Genomic DNA, 18260 nt, shown 5'->3' with positions numbered 1-18260 from the left:
AAAGCCCTCGTTCAATTTGGAACGAGGGCTAACATACGCCTTTTCAGGCAGAATCGCAAGTAATTCTAAAGTTTGCTCATGATTCCCTGAGCGATCTGTTCGAGTGGGAGAATCGCGTCCACGCCGCCCCGGGCGATGGCCTCTTTGGGCATGCCGAAGACGACGCAGGAGCGCTCGTCCTGGGCCACCGTTCTGGCTCCTGCCTGTTTCATTTCGAGCATACCGTCGGCCCCGTCGGCTCCCATGCCAGTGAGGATGGCACCGACCGCGTTCTTGCCGGCCACGCGCGCCACGGACCTAAACAACACATCCACGGCCGGGCGCTGGTGGTGTACGCGCGGTCCGTCTTTGACCGCCACGGAATAGACGGCGCCGCTGCGCTCGAGCAGCATGTGTTTGTTGCCAGGAGCAATCAGCGCTAATCCGGGCCGGAGTGTATCGTGATCCTGCGCTTCGCGCACTTCAATCGCGCACAGGCTGTTCAGGCGGTCGGCGAACGCCTTGGTGAATTTCTCAGGCATATGCTGCACGATCACGGTAGGCGGCGCATTGGCGGGAAATCGTTGCAGCACATCACGCAGAGCTTCAGTGCCGCCGGTGGAGGCGCCAATGGCGATAATTTTGAGGGTTGTTGCCTTGAGTGATTCCATGGGCTTGACGGGTGTTCCGCCTGCCTCGGGCTGGGTGCGGATACGGGCTCGGGCGGCGGCTTTGACGCGATAAGTCAGCTCTTTGGAGAGCTCGCCGATCGAATAGGCTTCGCCGGGTTTACAGAGCACATCCACAGCGCCGAGGGCCAGCGCATCCACGGCCATTTCGCTGCCCTTGGGCGTGAGCGACGAGACGACGATGACCGGCATGGGTTTATGCTTCATCAGCTTGCGCAGGAAAGAGAGCCCGTCCATGCGCGGCATTTCGATATCGAGTGTGATGACATCAGGCGCGAGCGAGAGGATCTTGTCGCGGGCGACATACGGGTCCGGCGCAGAACCGACGACTTGGATTTCGGGATCGCGGGCCAGCTCTTCGGTAAGCACACGGCGCACGAGCGCGGAATCATCAACGACCAGAACTTTTACCATGGGGTGCGCTCAGCAGTTCGTGCGTTCTTGGACTTCGAAGAGCACCTCGGCCAGCGTGTCTTCCACATTCATGAGCAGGCGATGCATATCTTGGGACGACGGCGGCGGCAGCTCGTCGTTACCCAGCAGTTCCGGCGGGCTGAGGTCGAAGACGGGTTCCGCGCCGAAGAACTCGGTGAGTAAGTTGCCGCAGAGCATATTGAGCATTTCCTTGAGCACATCGCCGCGGCGCTGCGCCTGCTCGTTGGGATCCTCACTGGGTTCGAGGAGGTTATTGGCGATCATATCCAGCATTTCCGATGAGACGCGCAGCGAGACGCGTCCGGCGGCGGCGCCGCGGAACGTCATTGTAGCCGACTGATCAGGGTCGGCGAGCTCTTCGTTTCCATGCAGCGGTGCGACGGACAAGAAAGCCGAGGTCTCGAAGACGCGGCTGGCGCTTTCGAGAATGGCCTGCTCAGAATTGACCTGCATTGCTCTGCACTCCCAGGATTTGCTGAATCATGGCCGCGACTTCTTCGGGCGCGAACGGTTTGCGGATGTATCCTTGCACGCCGGATCGGCGCAGCTCTTCCATGCGGGTTTCGCTGCCTTCGGTCGAGACGATAACGACGGGCAGGTCGTGCCATTCCTCGCTGTTCTGAAGGGCTTGGACGAATTGCAGCCCGTCCATGACAGGCATGTTAATATCGCAGAACACGATGTCAGGCCAGAAGCCGTTGAGGGCATCGAGCGCAGCTTTGCCGTGTTCGGCCATGCGGATTTCACTGACTTCCACGCCGCACATGCGTACGGTGCGTTCCATCACGGTGCGCGTCAGCGCGGAGTCATCAACGATGAGTATGTTGTACGCCACTGTGAACGTCCTCAAATAGTTCCAGAGTACGAGGTAATTCCATCATAGTTTGCGCGCAGAGCGCTTCGAGCGAATGCAAGGTCAAGCCCAGCGCCTCCACGGAGGCGGTTTCGACCTGCATGTTCATGCCTTCCACTCCGAGACCGGTGCCGATGGTTTTGGCGACGGCATTGGCGATGTGAACGGCGTCAAGGGCCGGGCTGGCGATGTTGGCGCGGCGCGGCAGATGGTGCCACGTGATGCAGTTGGCCAACTCGTCGGGGAAGCGCCAGCGGCGAGCCACGAGTCCGCCGATCTGTGCATGATCGAATCCGAGCACCAGCCGTTCGGCGACGACATACGTGAGATGTTGATCATTCACGGCGCTGCGAATTTCGCGGCGGGACTCTTCATCCAAATGACGCGCGATGATCAACTTGCCGAGGTCGTGCAGCAATGACGCGGTGAACGCCATTGGTGGAATGGCAACCGTGGCATAGCGCGGCAGGAGTGACGCGGCGGTGGCGGCGGCGATCGAATGCTGCCACAATTCGAGCTCTTCCATTTCGTACGCGGGCAGCGGTCGCAGATAGCGCGGGCCCACTTCGCGGCCGACGGCGTCCTGCAAAATCCGTCCGGCGCCGATCTTCAGAACGGCTTCGCGCACGGTGTTCACCGGCGCGGGTGACGCGAAGTACGCGGAGTTGGCGAGTTTCAGACAATTTGCGGTCAGGGCGGGATCGTATTCGATCACGCGGCAGATGTCGTCAAGACTCGACTCGTCGTCGGCGATGATACCCGCCAGCCGGGGTACCGTCGGCGAGATCGGTTCAAGCCGTTCAATGTCAAGCGAGATGGCGGCAATGGAGATCACAATTCCACCTCCTGTCCGGCATTGGTGAACCACGTTTTGCCCGTGGCCAAATCAAGGTAGAGCGTGCGCGAGATGGTGCCGCCGACGTGCTCCCCCTTGCAGAGCAGACCTTCTTTCCAGAAGATCTTGCGCATGGCGGTGTAGTTGCGTTTGCCGATGGCGAAGAAATCCTTATGATCCACAAACTGCGCGCCGCCCGCGACTTTGACGATCAGCCGCTGTTTGGCCGCGCCCTGTTTGTAGAGCTGGGCGAGGAACAGCGGTATTCCGGTGTCGGCGAACATATACGGATTACCTTCCGCGCGTCCGGGGTTGACGGTGGAATCGGGCAGCATGAAATGCAGCATGCCGCCGATCTGGGTGCCGGGGTCATACACGGCGATCCCGATACAGGACCCCAGCGCGTGCGTGACAATGGAGTTGCCGGCTCCGCGACCGATTTTCATGTCGGCGACGCCAACGATCAGGCGTTTCGCCTGTGTAGTTGCAAGTAAGCTCACGGTTTCTCGTAAATCGTTGGTCTGACGTAGCGATATTCATGTTGGACACCGGCGAGACTCTCGGAGTGTCCGACGAACAGGCATCCACCGCTGCGCAGGAGGCCATGGAAGCGCTGGACGAGTCTGGCCTGCGTGGGCTTATCGAAGTAGATCATGACATTGCGGCAGAAGATGACGTCGAACGGTCCCTTCATTGGCCACTGTTCCATCAAGTTCAATCGGGCGAACGAGATCGTGGAACGCAGTTGTTGATTTACGGCGAAGAGTTCGCCGTCCGCGTCGCCGCGCTCTTTGGTAATGAACTTGTTGCGTAAGTCGGGCGGAATGTTCTTGATTCGTTCGGGGCCGTAGTGGCCGCGTTTGGCGATGCCCAGCACGCGCGTCGAGAGGTCGGTGGCCAGTATGCGCAGTTTGGTAGAATTGGGATTGCTCAAGTTGCCCATGATGCACATGGCGAGGCTGTACGGTTCTTCACCGGTTGAGCAGCCGGCCGACCAGACACGAATCTCGCCCGAGCGGCGCGCTTCGATTTTGGGCAGCAACTGGTTGGCGAGATAATCGAAGTGATCGGACTCGCGCCAGAAACTCGTCAGGTTGGTCGTGAGCGCGTCGAGCATCAGCACAAGCTCTTCTTGCGTCTGATCTTCGCGCACGATATCGAGATACTGGTCAAGCGTTGCGAGTCCGAGCGAGCGCAGCCGTTTGGCCAGCCGGGCGCTGACGAGTTCACGTTTGCCGTCAGTCAGATTGATTCCGGCCAGCGATTTGACAAGCTCGGAGGCTTTGCGGAATTCGGCGTCGCTGATCTTCAGAGATTGTGTCGCGCCGAGTGCCGTTGCCGTAGGATTTTTCATGCGGGGACTTCCGTTTCAAGCCTGCTGCCGGCCGTCGCCTGGGAGACTCGCAGCAGCCCTTCGATATCCAGAATCAAACTGATGCGGCCGTCGCCCAGAATTGCGCAGCCGGCGACACCGGGCATGCCGTCGAACATCTGACCGAGCGATTTGATGACGACCTGTTGTTGTCCGAGCAGTGCGTCGGCCATGATGGCGACGCGATTTGCTTTGGCTTCGGCGACGACCAGAATGCTTTCGGTCAGCGAGAGATTGGCGTCGGCGATTTCAAAGGCGTTATGCAAGCGGCAAACTGGCAGAAGCGCGCCGCGCAATTTGACCAATTCGCCGCGTCCGTGCACCGTAACCACATCCTGCGGCACGGGCCGCAGCGATTCGGTGATGGCGATTGTCGGAATAATGAAGCGCTGTGACCCGGCGCGGATGACCATGCCGTCAATAATGGCGAGCGTCAGCGGCAAGCGCACGCGGAAGACCGATCCTTCGCCCGGCGTTGAGTCAATCTCGACTGAGCCGCGGAGTTTTTCGATGTTGGTGCGGACTACGTCCATGCCAACGCCGCGGCCGGAAACGTCGGTGATCTTATCGGCGGTTGAGAAGCCCGGCAGGAAGATCAAATTATAGATTTCGCGATCCGTCATCTGCGCGGTGGGATCAATGATGCCGCGCTCGATCGCTTTGGACAAAATTTTGTCGCGATTCAGTCCGCGGCCGTCGTCGCGCAGGGTAATAACGACCGAACCGCCTTCGTGTTCGGCGGACAGGGTCACCAGTCCGTGGCGCGTCTTACCGGCCGCGATCCGTACGTCCGGCGGTTCGACGCCGTGATCCACGGCATTGCGGACCATGTGCACGAGCGGATCGGCAATCGCCTCGACCATGTTGCGGTCGAGTTCGGTGTCATCGCCGCACATTTCGAATTCGACGATCTTATTCGATTTGCGCGCGACATCGCGCACGAGCCGCGCCATTTTCTGGAAAGTAGGCTTGACCGACACCATGCGCATGGACAGCGCGAGTTCCTGCAAGCTGCGCGTGATCTTGGCAAGCTGAGCGACGTTCTGCACGAGCTTGCGGTTATTGGAACGCGAGATGTCGGGGTCTTGGCTGACCATTGCTTGAGCGATAACAAGCTCGCCGACCATATTGATCAGCGCATCGAGGCGCGACATATTCACCTTGACCGTGGCATCGGTGGGGGCCGCCTGCGCGTCGCTCTTGCGTTCACCACCAGCCGCGGGAGCCGCGACGGTTTCCGAATCGGTTTCGGCTGCCGCTGCGGCCTGCTCTTCGGCAGCGGCCTGCTCGGCACGCGCCGCGGCGCCGCCGGAAGCATGAAAGGCCGCGCGGACCTCTTCGGGATGCTCAAGTCGGTAAAGCAACGCCGCATAGTTCGGCGGTACTGGGTAGCTGCCTTCGGCGACGGCGTTGGGCAGTGATTGAATCATGCGACGCAAGAGGTCCATGGACTCAAACGCCAGATCCACGAACGGTCCTTCCAGCGCGAGGGTGCCTTTGCGCACACGGTCGAGCAGGTTCTCCGCTTTGTGGGCCAGTTCAGTAATGTAGTTGATGCCGACAAAGCTCGCGACGCCCTTGACAGTATGGAACGCGCGAAACACGTTATTGACGGATTCAAGATCGTCAGGTGCCGACTCCAGATTCATCAGGCCGAGCTCGATGTTCTGAAAGTGTTCGTCGGCTTCGTTGCGGAATTCGCCGACCAATTCAGTATCCACACCGGACGGAATTACGAAGTTGTCACCGCTGGTGCCGCTCAGACGCGCGCGCCGCTGTTCGTAAGGAAGCACATTTGCAGGATCAGCGGCGGCAACGGGTGCGGCTTCAGGTTCGGCAACTGCCGCCGGGAGCGATTCCGCGATAGGCGGCACGTCGTTGTCCTGGGCGACTCCGGCCATAAGATCAAGGATGCGCTGGGTGTTCAGCTTGGCCGAGCCCCCATTGCGCAACGCGGTGAAGCAGACGCCGAGATTATCTTTGAGCTCGAGCAGGGCATCGGTGACCTGCGGGTAGCGATCTACGGGGATATTATCCAGCGCGTCTTCAATCTTGTGAAGTTCCCGCGCGAGCTCATCCACGCCGATAATGCCGGTTTCGCCCTTCCATGTGTGAACCTGCCGCCGCAGCGCGCGCAGACCAGCCTCACCTTGCGCAGTGAGATTCATCGTTGCTTCTTCAAAATCTTCGAGCACAGAGCCCTGTGTGGCCAGATATTCGGCCACGAGATCCGCGGTGACGGATGAGCCGGCTGCCTGATTCTCGTCTCGTTCTAATTGCGAGAGCAAATTAAGGAGCGCCTGCAAATCCTCAGCCGTGGCTTTTTTCGTGGCGACCTTTTTGGCCAGCTTCGCCCCAGCCACGGCGGTATCGCGCAGTTGCGCGGAGAGTCCGGCGGCCTTGGCGTAGCCGTCGAGCATTGCCGCGACGTTCTTGGCGGCGGCATCACCCGGTGATAACAGCATTGCCGCTTCGGCGATGAGCGTAAGAGAATTCATGGAGTAGTTAATCTATGCGTAACGGTTCGTAATTTTGTTATGGCGGCGTCATCATTAACGCCCGGTCAATTTCGACGCGCATTTCGGACAGGATGTCTTCGCACGTCTTGCGATATTGTGTGCGGGCGGCGTCGCCCAGCGCGGCGGCCAATTTTGAGAGCGCGGGCAGTCCGGCCAGATCTCCGGTGCTGCGTAGATTATGCGCCAATCGCGCGGCGGTTTGATATAGTTCCTGATCGGGCAGCGCACCCGCCCGGCGCAATTCCGGAATGATCTCGTCGGCCAATTCGCGGACGCTGATGGCCGGGGCTGAGCCAGCAATAAGCGCTCGAATCTTTTCCGTGACGGTACCAATGCCGTACGGTTTGCTCAGCGTGTCGTGCGCGCCGAGTGTCCGTAGTTCAGCGATGATTTCATCGTCAAGCTCTTCGGCGATGGCCAGCAGGCGCACGCGGCCCTTCAGGAGGACATTGTTAGCGCGCCGCATAATCTCTGTGCCATCCAGACCGCTAATCACGATATCCAGCACGACGAGCTGAGGTTCACGGGATATCTCGTGCAGGGCCTGATAGCCGTCGGACACGACCTTGCAGGAGAGTCCCGCCGATTCAAGCGCGCCGGCCACCACCAACGCGGTGGCTTCATCCGCAAGCGCCAGCAGCACATCATACTCAGCGCGGCTGCGCATGACGGCATGCGGATCGGAGAAGTAGCCGCCGATGTAGGCGATCAAGTCCTCAGCGGGCAGCGGTTTTTGAAAGATCCTGAGCGTGCCCAATTTGCGCGCGGCCCGCAACTTCTGGGGATCGCGCTCCCCAGTGATCACAATCGAGGGGACGGCCTGCCCGCTCGCATTCAAACCTTGCAAGAGATCTGCGCCGGAGATTCCGGGCAGATTTAAGTCCAATAGCAGCATGCTTGGGCGGACGCGGCGGATCATCTCGAAGGCCATTTCGCCCGTGCGAACGACATGCACCACGTAGCCCGCTTGCAGGAGCAGGCGCTCCAGCATCTTGGCCGTAATCGTGAAATCTTCCACGACCATGATCGTCCGGCGGTCCTGCGCAAACACTGGTTGCGCGCTCAAGGCTCCACCCATGCGGCGCACGGTATCATGGAGCCGCGCGGTGGAGATCGGTTTGAGCAATATATCAATCACGCCGACTCGCAGGAGCTGCTCGACGAGCGTTTGATTGATCACAGAGCAAACAGCAGCCATCGGCGGCAACTGCATCCTGTTGGTCGAACAGAAGGCCGACAGTTCCAGTGCATCCCGTGCCGAACCGTCGCATTGCAGCAGGACACCGTCCGGCCGCACATTGCGGATCAGAGACTTCGCGCTTTCGATGTCCGGCGCGTAGATGACGAAAGCGCCGGATTCTTCGACCGTGCGGCCCAGCACCTTGGACTGAATTCCGCCATCGTCAATCATCAGGATCGAGAGCGATCCTGGGTCAACGGCTGCGACCGTCGGCTGCAGCGCGTCCAGCAGCGTCTTCAAGCGTGTTGGGTCCACGGGCTTACGCAAGATAGGCATGTCATGCGACCCGAGAACTTGATCAATCTCGCTGTCCGATGCGCTGGTGGTCAAGATCGAGGGCACGTTAGCCAGTTGCGGCAGTGCGCTCATCCGCTTGATCAGGTCCGCAGCGGTTTCGTTGGCAATGAACAGGTCAATGATCAGAACATCGGGCTTAGCGCCCTTGAGAGCGGCCATAGCCTCGCCCACAGAATGCGTGGCGATGGCCTGCCAACCCCACGGTTTGACTAAGCGGGTTAACCAGAGGGCAAGTAGCCGGTCGTCGTCACAAAGCAACAGGGTGCGGTTCATTGGACGGCAAGACTTGTCAGGTCGAGTGGTAGAATTCGCTGAATAGGGGCCATGTCGCGATTGGCCCAAGCAAACCCTTTGCCAGCTTTGTCAATGAAATCAATGGATTTAGCGTCGGTGACCCGCCTCGGGACGCTTAGCCAAACCCACACGAACGCAAGATAAGAGCCAATCATGTCATATCCGGATTTACGACAAATTCGCAACTTGCGAGCCCCGGTCGAATTGCCTATCTTTAGTATTTACTTTAGGCTCGAGCGCGGAAACTGGAGGGCGATGGAGTGACGAACGCGGGTTCAAGCTCGCTTGCGATCGTGATCGTAAATTATAACAGCGCGCCGGAAATTCTGGCGTGCTTGCGCTCGCTTGAGCAGAATTTCGCTTCGAATCGCTGCGAGATTATCGTCGCAGATAACGGTTCAACGGATAGCTCGATTGCGCTGATTACAGCGCAGTATCCTCACGTGCGCGTTCTGCTTCTCCATGAAAATCGCGGCTTCGCGGCGGCATGCAATGCCGGGATGCAAGCGGCGGTAGGCACGAACATCCTGTTGTTGAATCCGGACACGGAAGCCGACTGTGCTGCCGTCAGCGCACTATTCGGAGCACTGCAAGAGCATCCGCAGTGGGGCATTGTCGGCGCACGCATGGTGAATGGCGCGGGCCGGCCGTATCGCGCGGCGCGCCGCCTGCCAACCGTGCGCGACCTGGTCTTTTCGGCGACAGGGTTGGCGCGGCTATTCCCGCACTCGCCCTATTGGAACGGCTATCTGTATGGCGAGCGCGCGCTTGAGAGCTTGGATGAAGTGGAGCAGGTGGAAGGGAGCTGCCTGCTGATTTCCGCGGCCGCTCGGCAAGCGGTCGGAGACTTGGATGAACGTTTTTTTATTTTTTTTGAAGAGGTGGATTGGTGCAAACGCGTGCGCGAGGCGGGATTTGAGATTCATGTTGTGCCTTCGGTTGAAGTAAAACACCATATCTCGACGACCATGGGCCGCCACTACGAACGGACGCGGGAATACCACGCGCAGAGCGCCATGGCCTACTTTCGCAAGCACCACGGCGAATCCGGCTACCGGGCATTGCGCCGGGCGATGCGGTGGGCGCTTATGCTGCGCGCCGCAATGACCGGACTGCCCGCGTTACTGAATATCGGCAATATGCGCCGCCGGTTCTCCGGAACACTGCGCGAATTAGCGACCTACCGAAGAGGATTGTCGGCGTGAAAGTCCTGCACGTCATGAACGGCCCGAACTGGGGCGGCTCGTATCGCTTTGTTTCGCAGCTTTGTGAGCGGCAGCGCTCCTTTGGCGTGGATGCCTGGGTTTGCTATTTGGAATGCGGATCAGCGGCACAGCGCGTGGAAGCTCTGGGAGCACCGGTGCTATCATACAATCCGTCGCGCAAGTATCCGAACAAATTAGCGCGGTGGGCCGATCTTGAGCAGGGCTACGAGCGAATTGTTCGCGAGTTCAAGCCTGAACTGATCAACACGCATCTATCGTTGTCGCACGTCTTGACGGACCGCATTCGGTCGCGCATTGCTCCGCACAAGTGGGTCGCGCTGGCGCATCAATCGTGGCGGCAATTTGGCTACAGTCACGATGTAATGAAACGGCCCTGGCTGAAGTACTTCATGATGATGCGGCACGGCTTGGGCGACGCCTGGTTCACGCGCAAGGCTGACCGCATCACCACTGTCTCGGACGCGGTGCGTCAAGATTGCATCAAGGTCGGGATGGGGCGCACGCGCGTGACCAGTATCCTGAGCGGAATCGTCCTGAACGACCCGGCGGACATGCCTGACTTGCGCCCGCTGTGGGGAATACCGCGCACCAGCCGCATCATCGGCACACTCGGCTACTTCGACCCGCGCAAAGGTTTTGATCTGCTCCTTCGCGCCTTCATGCGGATTTCCGATCGTCATCCCGACGTGCACGTAATCATCGCGGGCGGCGACCTGTCCGGCGATTCCGAATATCGGCGGCGGTTACTGCAATTGCGCAGCGAATCTCGCTGTCCCGACCGGATTCACATACTCGGCGAGCAGCGCTCCGGCGCGGAGTTCATGTTCAATGTAGACATCTGCGCGATTCCCTCGACAGAAGAGGCCTTCTCTCTGGTTGTTGTCGAAGCGATGCAGTTTGGCAAACCGGGCGTCATCACCTCGGGCGGCGGGTGCCGCGAGGTCTGTCGGCACGAACAAGAGGGTCTGGTTTTCCAGTCGCGAAACATCGCCGACCTTGCGAGGCAATTGGATCGCATCTTGACGGACCGCGCCTTGGCCGAAAGGCTCGGGCGAGCGGCCCGTGCGCGTGCGCACACTGAGTTGACTCTCGATCGTTGCGCGCAAGAGCATATCCGGGTGTACGAAGAGGTGCTCGGCCAGCGGGCCGTCCGCGCGATGCAAGGCTCAGTATCCGGTTGAAAGTCCTGCACGTCATGAACGGCCCGAACTGGGGCGGCTCCTATCAGTTGGCCGCGCTGCTGTGCGCCGCCCAACAGCGGCTCGGCGTGGATGCGCAATTGTGCTACCTTGACGGAAGCACCTCGGTCGCCAAAGCGGAAGCGCTCGGCGCCAAGGTGCTGGCGTTCGACAATCCGCAAACGAATCTGTCGAAATGGGCACGCTGGGCGGGGGCCGAGCGCGGCTATGAGAGAATATTGCACGACTTCTCGCCGGACGTCCTGTGCACGCACCTGTCTCTGTCGCATCTGCTGACGGATCGCATTCGCAAGCGCGTGCGCAGATTCGTGTGGATTCCGCATGTGCACCAACCTTGGACGAGCTTCGGCCATGGCCCGGATAGCTTACGCCGGCCGTGGTTGCGGCACTACTTAAACTTTCGTCACGGCCTGGGTGACGCTTGGGCGACGCGTGCTGCGGACCGGATTACGACGGTGTCCGATTACGTGCGGAATAGCTACGCCCAAGTCGGCATGTCGCGGTCACGGACGACGACCATATATAATGGTATCACGTTAACCGACCCGGCGACGCTGACCGATCAGCGAGCAGCTTGGCGTGTACCTGCGGGGAGTCGCGTGATTGGTGCGTTGGGATACTTTGCACCGGTCAAAGGTTTCGATCTGTTGATCTCCGCCTTTGATCGCATTGCGGGAAGTTATCCCGACGCTCATCTGGTCATTGCCGGCGGCGACGTCGGCGGCGATACGCATTTTCGTGAGACATTGACGGCCCAGCGCCAGGCGAGTGCCTTCGCCGAACGCATTCACATTGTGGGCGGCCAACGCTCGGGAGCCGATTTCATGTTCAACGTGGACATCTGCGCGGTGCCGTCCCTCGTCGAGGGATTTTCGCTTGTGTTAGCCGAGGCCATGCAATTTGGCAAGCCTGGCGTGGTCACTTCTGCCGGGGGTTGCAGGGAAGTTTGCCGCCACGAGCGCGAAGGGTTTGTGTTTGAATCAGGCAACGTGCGCAGTCTGGCCGGGCAGCTCGAGCGCCTGCTGGCAGACCGAACGCTGGCGGCAACTCTTGGAAATGCGGCAGCTACGCGCATTCGGGCGGAGTTTACGCTGGATCATTGCGCGCGTGCGCACCTCGCGGTTTATGAGCAAGTGACAAAGGAAACGGCAAGGAGATAAGTGGAAAGATAGTTGCATCCATACTGGTCGGCGATGGGTCTGCTCTCATTACAGTATCGGCTGAGGACTGCCGATACCCCGTTCAGGAGAGCGCCCGTTCGCGGTGCTCCGCAAACAATTGCGGACCGTACAACAGGAACTTACACAATATTAGGGTGAGCGCACCCGATAGCCTGTTCAGACCAGGAGGATGACTTGAAGATCGCAGCAATCGTACTAAACATTTTGACGTGCGTGGTCCTGCTGACCGCGACGTCGGCGCAGGCCGGTTCGGACGCCGCCATGAAAGCACTGTGGCAGCGCGCGGAGCAGGGGGAACACCTGACTTCGGCGGAGAAGGCTGAACTTGAACCTTTCGTTCGCGCCATGGAACGCCGCAGCCCGGAGACCATTGACGCAGTGGGTGGTCCCGATGGTTACGGCTATTATTATGTGGACAATCAGAATAGCGACAGCACCACCTACTCGTGGGTGGAGCTGCGCGGGGACGCCAATGCCACATGGGTGGACTTCGAGGACGCCGACGATGGCACGGCGGCGGTACCGTTGAGCTTCTACTTTCCGTTTTACGGGGTGAACTACACGTCGCTGTTCGTCTGCGCGAACGGCTTTCTCACGTTCACGGAAGAGCGTAGTTCGGCGTTCAACGCGTGTCTGCCGGTGGCGAGTCTCGGCGGCCCGGCCATCGCCATGTTCTGGGACGACCTGCATCTGTACTACGGTGACAACAACGTCAACAACAACACGGTGGCGTGGCGCGATTTCGGCGACTACATCGTGATTCAGTTTGACGAAGTCGGTCACTACGGATTCCCGCAGCGTCCGGACGACCATTTCACATTCGAGTGCATCCTGTACGCGAACGGCAGCGTGAAGCTGCAATATCAGGATATGAACTACGACCAGCACGCCAACGCTCAGACCATCGGCATTCAGCAGAATGTCGGCGGCACGGCGTTGGAATATGCGTGCAACAGCGGCTCGCCGCTTGACGGCCGCGCCGTGTGGTTCTATCGCGGCGGTTACGGTTCGCTAATGGGCAACGTCAGCAGCGGCGGCCAGCCGGTCTATCGCGCGACGGTGAAGCTCGTGGAAGCGGACCTCTACGCCACGACCGACGGCAACGGCAACTACTTCTTCCCGATCGCTCCGACGGGAACCTACACGGTGACGGCGCGTATGTTCGGCTACACTCATCAGACGCACTCGAACGTGACGATTCAAACCAATCAGTGGTCGAACCGGACGTTTTCGCTGTCGGTGGTTCCGGTCGTGGAGTTCACGGCGGCAGATTTGAACATGACGATTCCCGACCGCGACACCGTATACGCGGAGCTGGACGTGACGGACAATGTCACGATATCGGGCTGCGCGGTGCGGATCGAGAACCTTGCGCATACGTATGTTGGTGACTTGATGCTGTGGCTGGAGAGTCCGTGGGGCGAGCGCGTTGAACTGTCGAACCGCAACGGTGGGAGCGGCGATGACATGCTGGATTGTCAATTGGATGATCTGGCGGGCATGCCGATCGCCAGCGCTGCCGCGCCGTTCACGGGCCGCTACTGGCCCGAAGCCGAACTGGCGTCGTTTAACGATCACCCCTCGCGCGGAACGTGGCAGCTTGTCTGCTACGATGCAGCGAATCAGGATCAGGGGTTGTTGAACGACTGGTCGGTGCATTTCACGGGAGCGCAGGTTCCCGAAGGCCGGGTCTGGGGCTATGCGACGGACGAATCTGAAAACGCTCTGCACTCATGCCACGTTACGTGCGATGCGGCGGGCGTAAGCACGGTCACGGACGCCAACGGCTGGTGGGAGCTCTATCTGCCGGTCGGAACGTGGACGATTGACTTCGTGCGCGACGGCTACTGCGACACTCAACTGGCTAACTACGCTATGGTCAACAATGCGGACGTTCAACACAATGTTGAGCTCGGCGCGCCGGACGGCCATGCGAGTGTGAATCAGCTTGTGCAGCAAGCGGCGGGCGGCGGCATCTTCACGCAGGCCTTCGAGTTGGTCAACGACGGCGATTGCGATTGGAGCTATTCCATTGACGTGCTTGCCGGGGATTGGGTCAGCGTATCGCCGGAGCCGGGCGTAGTTCCGTTCGGCGCGAGCGCGACGATTACGGTGACGTTTAACTCGAATGGTCTGCCGGCCGGGTTGTATACCGGTGAACTCGACGTGCGCCATAGCGGTATTTCGGATCGCATCACGATTCCTGTGACGCTCGATGTGGCCACACCGGCGGCGCCGCTGCCAACGATTCCGGCGGTCTATGCGCTGCGCGGCAACTATCCGAATCCCTTTAACGGTCAAACCGAGATCGCCTTCGACTTGCCCAGCGCGGGTCATGTGACGATGTCGGTGCATAACTTGTTGGGTCAACAGGTCGCCACGATTCTCGACGAATCGCGTGCCGCCGGTTACCATACGGTTTCGTGGACCGCGCGCAGTGCGCAGGGCCAGGAGCTGACGACGGGTCTTTACTTCCTGCGTGTGAACATGGGCGGCCGCGACTACGTCACCAAAATGGTGCTGGCGCGCTAAGCCGCAAACGAACTGCATGAAAAGAAGAACGGGCCACCTGTGTTGTGGCCCGTTCGTTTTTGCGGGTTGCATGTTGGTTGGAAAGTCTCTATCTTGGCAGCACACTTACCGGGGATACCGTATGGCCGCAGAACCGTTTCTCTTTCCGTATACGATCAGCCTGCACGACAGTGACGCGGCGGGGATCATCTTTTCGGCGAACCTGTTTCGCATCTGTCACGAGGCCTACGAGGCGATGATGGCCGAGTTGGGCTACAGTATCGGCTATCTGCTTAAACAGCGGCCGTTCGGCCTGCCGCTCGTGCATCTGGACGGCGATTTCATCAAGCCGTCGCGCGTGGGCGATCATGTCACGATTGAGGCGCGAGTCGTTGAGATGAACCGCAGTTCGTTTCGTGTTGAATATGCGCTGCGTACGCCGGACGGTTCCACGTGCGCGCGCGCGGCAACCGTACACGTCTGCGTGGAAGTGAAGACCTACAAATCCACGCCGCTGCCCGACGACTTTCGCCAGGCCTTGAGCCGTCACTACCTACCCGAATAGCCGGCGCGCGGCAACGTAGTCCGGTTTGCCGTTTGGAAGCAGCGGGAGGGCCGTGACGCAGCGCACGGCGCGCGGCAGTTTGTGCGGCGCAAGCAGCGCACGGAGCGCAGCGCGCAGCTCCGCAAGTTTGATGGCATTTGGGGTCTCAATAACCGCGCCCGGAATCTGTCCCCACTCAGGCTCGTCCAAGGCGATGCAGAGGGCATCGCTCACCGGCGCGATGGCCCGCAACGCCGTTTCAATTTCATCGAGCGCGATATTCTCGCCGCCGCAGACAATGATTCGATCCCGGCGTCCGACGACATGCAGGCAACCTGCCCAGTCAAGATAACCAGCATCTTCCGTTTGAATCCAGCCTGCACGAAATGTGCGGGCTGTTTCATTTTCATTTTCGATGTAGCCGCTGGCGGCGCCGCTGCTTTGCGCCAGGATGCGGCCGACGGTGCCCGTTGCGACATCGTGTCCGTTTTCGTCAACGATGCGCACAGCCGCTCCCGGCAGCGGGATGCCGGCGGTTGTGCGTTCACTTTCGGCACAGCGCGGTCGCGCACAGGTCACCATGGAACCGGCTTCAGTCAAACCGTACGTGGGCAACACCTGCGGACATCGTTCGATCAAATCCAGGGGCACCGGTCCGCCGCCAAGAACAACGGCGCGCACCGATGCGGGCAAGCCGTTTGGACGCAGCGTCAGCAGGCGGCGCAGCACGGTCGGCACGAGCGAAACCAGCGTGCAGGCGTCGAGCTGCTCATGCACGGTCTCGGCGTCGGGTCGCGGTACGATGCACAATTTTGCTCCCGCAGCGGCACAGCGCAAGATGACGGCCATACCACCCACGTGAAAGAACGGCAAACACGCCAGCCACGTGTCCTGCGCATTCACCTCAAGATGCGCATTGACGGCGTGCGCATGCCGGAACAGCGCATCCGGCGTCAGCGCCACGAGCTTCGGTTCACCTTGTGATCCCGAAGTGGAGATGTAGATTCCGGGCGGCAATTCGCGTCTGGCCGTGATTGCGCGCACGGCGTCAATCTCCGCCGCGGACGCTCGCGTATTTAGCGGCACCGCAGCGCAGCGGCCGTGGGCGGCGGCGAGCAGTGTAACAGCATAGTCAAGCGTATTCGGTCCGTCGAGCAGATGCACGCCGCCCGGCACAGTGTGGACACGGTCGAGCAGATCGGCGGCGCTGGTGATCTCTATTGCCATCCGAATTCCTGCGCGAATTTCGGCTTAAGCATTTGAGCGAGGTCTCGCAACGGTGGCACGATAAGTTGTCCGGCCTCGATGCGCAGCCCCTGTTCCAGCGTGTCTTCGCCGAGCAAGTCCAGCGTGCCCAATCCATGCGCAAGATCGAGTGTGCTCCACTCCGCCGCCAGATGTGCCAGGTACGCCAGTCCGATACTGCTGTCAATTAGCGACGACAGCACGACGGGAATTTCAGCTTCGCGCATGCAATCCAACACTGCGCGGCGCTCTGTAAGCGCGCCAAGCCGCGCGGGCTTGAGGACAAGCGCGGCGAAGCCGAAGTTGCCGGCGTGCTGCAGGATCTCACGTTCGCGAAAGGCCTCATCACACGCCAGCGGCAAGCCCGTTTCCTTTGTCAACGTCAACCATACCGGCAGCGGTGCGCGACACGGATCTTCGAGCCACTCGACGCACTCCGGTTTGATTGCATCGGCAAATCGGCGCACGTCATCACCGCTCCAGCTCAAATTGGCGTCGAGTCTCAATACGAGTTCCGGCAGTTCGAGCGCCAGCAAGTTGACTAATTGAATGTCATCGGTCAGGTCGCGCACGCCGACTTTGATCTTCACGGTCTCGAAACCGGCCAGCAATGCCTGGCGCGCTTGTTCGATTGTCTCCTGCAGGGTTCCGCCGGGCAGGAGCTTCGCCACGGGCACGCGCAGCGTCTCGGCGTCCCGCTGTTCGAGTGCGTAGCGGAGGCAATCAAGACCGAACACCGTGGCCGGCGCCGACGCCAGCAGCATGGATTCGCCGTTCAGAATCCGCTCGGCGTGTTCAAAGTGCTCCGTACCGAATTGCGGGAGCAGCGCCGTCTCCGCGACAAAGCGTTTTCCGTCGTACTCGATGCCATGCAAGAACCCGCGCCGCTGCTCCACCGTGCCGCGCGCCGTGACAAGCGGCGGCGTAAATCGAACGCTGTAGGGGATTGATTGAATCTCGCTCATCGCCAAATCAATCCGATGGTGAGCAAGAGACCGAACGCGAGCATGTGCCGCGCGGTTTGCGCCAAGGCGGTGTTCAACGCCGGGCCATCCGTCTTGGTGAACACGGCCCGCAGCGGCGCGATCGAGAGCGGCAGCGCCAACAGCGGCAGGAGGGCAGCGGACCAGCTCAATTCACGAAGGCCCACCAGCAGCAGCGCGTAGGGCACGTACAGCGTCGCGGCATACTCCCATTTTCCGAACGTGCGGCCCAAGCGGACAACCGGCGTGCGTTTGCCCGCTTTGCGGTCGGTCTGTTCGTCACGCACATTATTGAGAGCCAACAGGCCGCAGGCAAGGATCCCGGGAATCAGACCAAGCAGGAACGCGGCCCGTTGCCATTCGAGCAAGAACAAGAACGACGTGCCCGCCACAGCCAGCACGCCGAAATAGAGAATGACGAAGATCTCCGCCAAGCCGTTGTAGCCCAGCGGATACGGTCCGCCCGTGTACATCCAGCCGAACAATATACCCGACAGGCCGATTGCCAGAATTGGCCATCCGCCGCGCAGCAGCAGCGGAATCGCGCAGACGACAGCCAGCGCAAAGGCCGTCATCGCTCCGCCGGCAACGGCGCGCGGACTCAGCAATCCAGCCTGCGTGACGCGCGTCGGGCCAAGCCGTTCATGCGTATCGGCGCCTTTCTTGAAGTCACTGTAATCGTTCGCGAGATTGGTGCCGATCTGAATACATGTTGCCGAGAGCAGAATCCACGTCGCGACAGACCATTCAAACGCGCCATTCGCATGCGCCCATGCCGCACCGATCAGCACGGGCAGCAGCGCGGCGACCAGCGTTTTCGGCCGCGCCGCCAAGGCCCAACTTCGCAGCGCACTCATT

Annotated in this window: 16 protein-coding genes; 5 read left to right on the top strand and 11 right to left on the bottom strand. The window is 60.3% G+C overall.

The window, feature by feature from the left end:
* Positions 1-65 precede the first annotated feature (65 nt).
* Genes IPH10_12035 through IPH10_12000 form a run of 8 tightly spaced genes read right to left on the bottom strand, consistent with a single transcriptional unit; the run spans position 66 to position 8492 of the window.
* Positions 66-1082, bottom strand: coding sequence for a chemotaxis response regulator protein-glutamate methylesterase (locus tag IPH10_12035; GenBank protein MBK6911637.1), 1017 nt, complete (start codon positions 1080-1082; stop codon positions 66-68).
* A 9-nt stretch (positions 1083-1091) separates the two neighbouring features.
* On the bottom strand, positions 1092-1556 hold the full coding sequence (locus tag IPH10_12030) for a chemotaxis protein CheX (protein MBK6911636.1): 465 nt from the start codon (positions 1554-1556) through the stop codon (positions 1092-1094).
* On the bottom strand, positions 1540-1938 hold the full coding sequence (locus IPH10_12025; protein ID MBK6911635.1) for a response regulator: 399 nt from the start codon (positions 1936-1938) through the stop codon (positions 1540-1542). Before IPH10_12025 ends, IPH10_12030 begins: the two co-directional genes overlap by 17 nt.
* A complete protein-coding gene (locus IPH10_12020; GenBank protein MBK6911634.1) occupies positions 1913-2791 on the bottom strand; it encodes an HDOD domain-containing protein in 879 nt (292 codons plus the stop codon). The genes IPH10_12025 and IPH10_12020 overlap by 26 nt, the downstream gene beginning before the upstream one ends.
* Complete coding sequence (locus tag IPH10_12015) at positions 2788-3237, bottom strand: chemotaxis protein CheD (GenBank protein ID MBK6911633.1); 450 nt, start codon at positions 3235-3237, stop codon at positions 2788-2790. The genes IPH10_12020 and IPH10_12015 overlap by 4 nt, the downstream gene beginning before the upstream one ends.
* 50 nt (positions 3238-3287) lie before the next feature.
* On the bottom strand, positions 3288-4145 hold the full coding sequence (locus IPH10_12010; protein ID MBK6911632.1) for a protein-glutamate O-methyltransferase: 858 nt from the start codon (positions 4143-4145) through the stop codon (positions 3288-3290).
* On the bottom strand, positions 4142-6661 hold the full coding sequence (locus tag IPH10_12005; GenBank protein ID MBK6911631.1) for a chemotaxis protein CheA: 2520 nt from the start codon (positions 6659-6661) through the stop codon (positions 4142-4144). The genes IPH10_12010 and IPH10_12005 overlap by 4 nt, the downstream gene beginning before the upstream one ends.
* A gap of 37 nt (positions 6662-6698) precedes the next feature.
* Positions 6699-8492 (bottom strand): response regulator, encoded by a 1794-nt coding sequence (locus IPH10_12000; protein MBK6911630.1) that lies wholly within the window; start codon positions 8490-8492, stop codon positions 6699-6701.
* A 281-nt stretch (positions 8493-8773) separates the two neighbouring features.
* Between IPH10_12000 and IPH10_11995 the strand changes: the two genes are divergently transcribed.
* The 5 genes from IPH10_11995 (at position 8774) to IPH10_11975 (ending at position 15195) form a co-directional block, all read left to right on the top strand.
* Positions 8774-9718 carry a glycosyltransferase family 2 protein gene (locus IPH10_11995; protein ID MBK6911629.1) on the top strand — a complete coding sequence of 315 codons (945 nt, stop codon included), beginning with the start codon at positions 8774-8776 and terminating at the stop codon, positions 9716-9718.
* On the top strand, positions 9715-10920 hold the full coding sequence (locus IPH10_11990) for a glycosyltransferase family 4 protein (GenBank protein ID MBK6911628.1): 1206 nt from the start codon (positions 9715-9717) through the stop codon (positions 10918-10920). The genes IPH10_11995 and IPH10_11990 overlap by 4 nt, the downstream gene beginning before the upstream one ends.
* Positions 10917-12098: a glycosyltransferase family 4 protein gene (locus tag IPH10_11985; protein MBK6911627.1), complete on the top strand. Its 1182-nt coding sequence runs from the start codon at positions 10917-10919 to the stop codon at positions 12096-12098. The genes IPH10_11990 and IPH10_11985 overlap by 4 nt, the downstream gene beginning before the upstream one ends.
* Before the next feature lie 195 nt (positions 12099-12293).
* On the top strand, positions 12294-14651 hold the full coding sequence (locus IPH10_11980) for a carboxypeptidase regulatory-like domain-containing protein (protein ID MBK6911626.1): 2358 nt from the start codon (positions 12294-12296) through the stop codon (positions 14649-14651).
* 121 nt (positions 14652-14772) lie between these two features.
* On the top strand, positions 14773-15195 hold the full coding sequence (locus IPH10_11975; GenBank protein MBK6911625.1) for an acyl-CoA thioesterase: 423 nt from the start codon (positions 14773-14775) through the stop codon (positions 15193-15195).
* On the opposite strand, the gene IPH10_11970 is transcribed toward IPH10_11975, so the two are convergent.
* From IPH10_11970 to IPH10_11960, 3 genes are read right to left on the bottom strand one after another with little or no spacing between them, the layout of a single operon-like run.
* A complete protein-coding gene (locus tag IPH10_11970) occupies positions 15184-16401 on the bottom strand; it encodes an AMP-binding protein (protein ID MBK6911624.1) in 1218 nt (405 codons plus the stop codon). The genes IPH10_11975 and IPH10_11970 overlap by 12 nt on opposite strands.
* On the bottom strand, positions 16392-17384 hold the full coding sequence (menC, locus tag IPH10_11965; GenBank protein MBK6911623.1) for an o-succinylbenzoate synthase: 993 nt from the start codon (positions 17382-17384) through the stop codon (positions 16392-16394). Before menC ends, IPH10_11970 begins: the two co-directional genes overlap by 10 nt.
* Positions 17381-18259, bottom strand: a complete 879-nt coding sequence (locus tag IPH10_11960) for a 1,4-dihydroxy-2-naphthoate polyprenyltransferase (protein MBK6911622.1) — start codon at positions 18257-18259, stop codon at positions 17381-17383. The genes menC and IPH10_11960 overlap by 4 nt, the downstream gene beginning before the upstream one ends.
* Between the last annotated feature and the right edge of the window lies 1 nt (position 18260).

The organism is bacterium (assembly GCA_016702305.1).
Lineage (GTDB): Bacteria > Electryoneota > RPQS01 > RPQS01 > RPQS01 > JABWCQ01.
This window is presented reverse-complemented; position numbering and strand designations above follow the sequence as displayed.

Excerpts from the sequence above, each read along its gene's own strand:
- IPH10_12035 (MBK6911637.1), bottom strand. The coding sequence starts at position 1,082 with ATGGTAAAAGTTCTGGTCGTTGATGATTCCGCGCTCGTGCGCCGTGTG.
- IPH10_12030 (MBK6911636.1), bottom strand. The coding sequence starts at position 1,556 with ATGCAGGTCAATTCTGAGCAGGCCATTCTCGAAAGCGCCAGCCGCGTC.
- IPH10_12015 (MBK6911633.1), bottom strand. The coding sequence starts at position 3,237 with ATGAAAATCGGTCGCGGAGCCGGCAACTCCATTGTCACGCACGCGCTG.
- IPH10_12010 (MBK6911632.1), bottom strand. The coding sequence starts at position 4,145 with ATGAAAAATCCTACGGCAACGGCACTCGGCGCGACACAATCTCTGAAG.
- IPH10_12005 (MBK6911631.1), bottom strand. The coding sequence starts at position 6,661 with ATGAATTCTCTTACGCTCATCGCCGAAGCGGCAATGCTGTTATCACCG.
- IPH10_12000 (MBK6911630.1), bottom strand. The coding sequence starts at position 8,492 with ATGAACCGCACCCTGTTGCTTTGTGACGACGACCGGCTACTTGCCCTC.
- IPH10_11975 (MBK6911625.1), top strand. The coding sequence starts at position 14,773 with ATGGCCGCAGAACCGTTTCTCTTTCCGTATACGATCAGCCTGCACGAC.
- IPH10_11970 (MBK6911624.1), bottom strand. The coding sequence starts at position 16,401 with ATGGCAATAGAGATCACCAGCGCCGCCGATCTGCTCGACCGTGTCCAC.
- menC (MBK6911623.1), bottom strand. The coding sequence starts at position 17,384 with ATGAGCGAGATTCAATCAATCCCCTACAGCGTTCGATTTACGCCGCCG.
- IPH10_11960 (MBK6911622.1), bottom strand. The coding sequence starts at position 18,259 with ATGAGTGCGCTGCGAAGTTGGGCCTTGGCGGCGCGGCCGAAAACGCTG.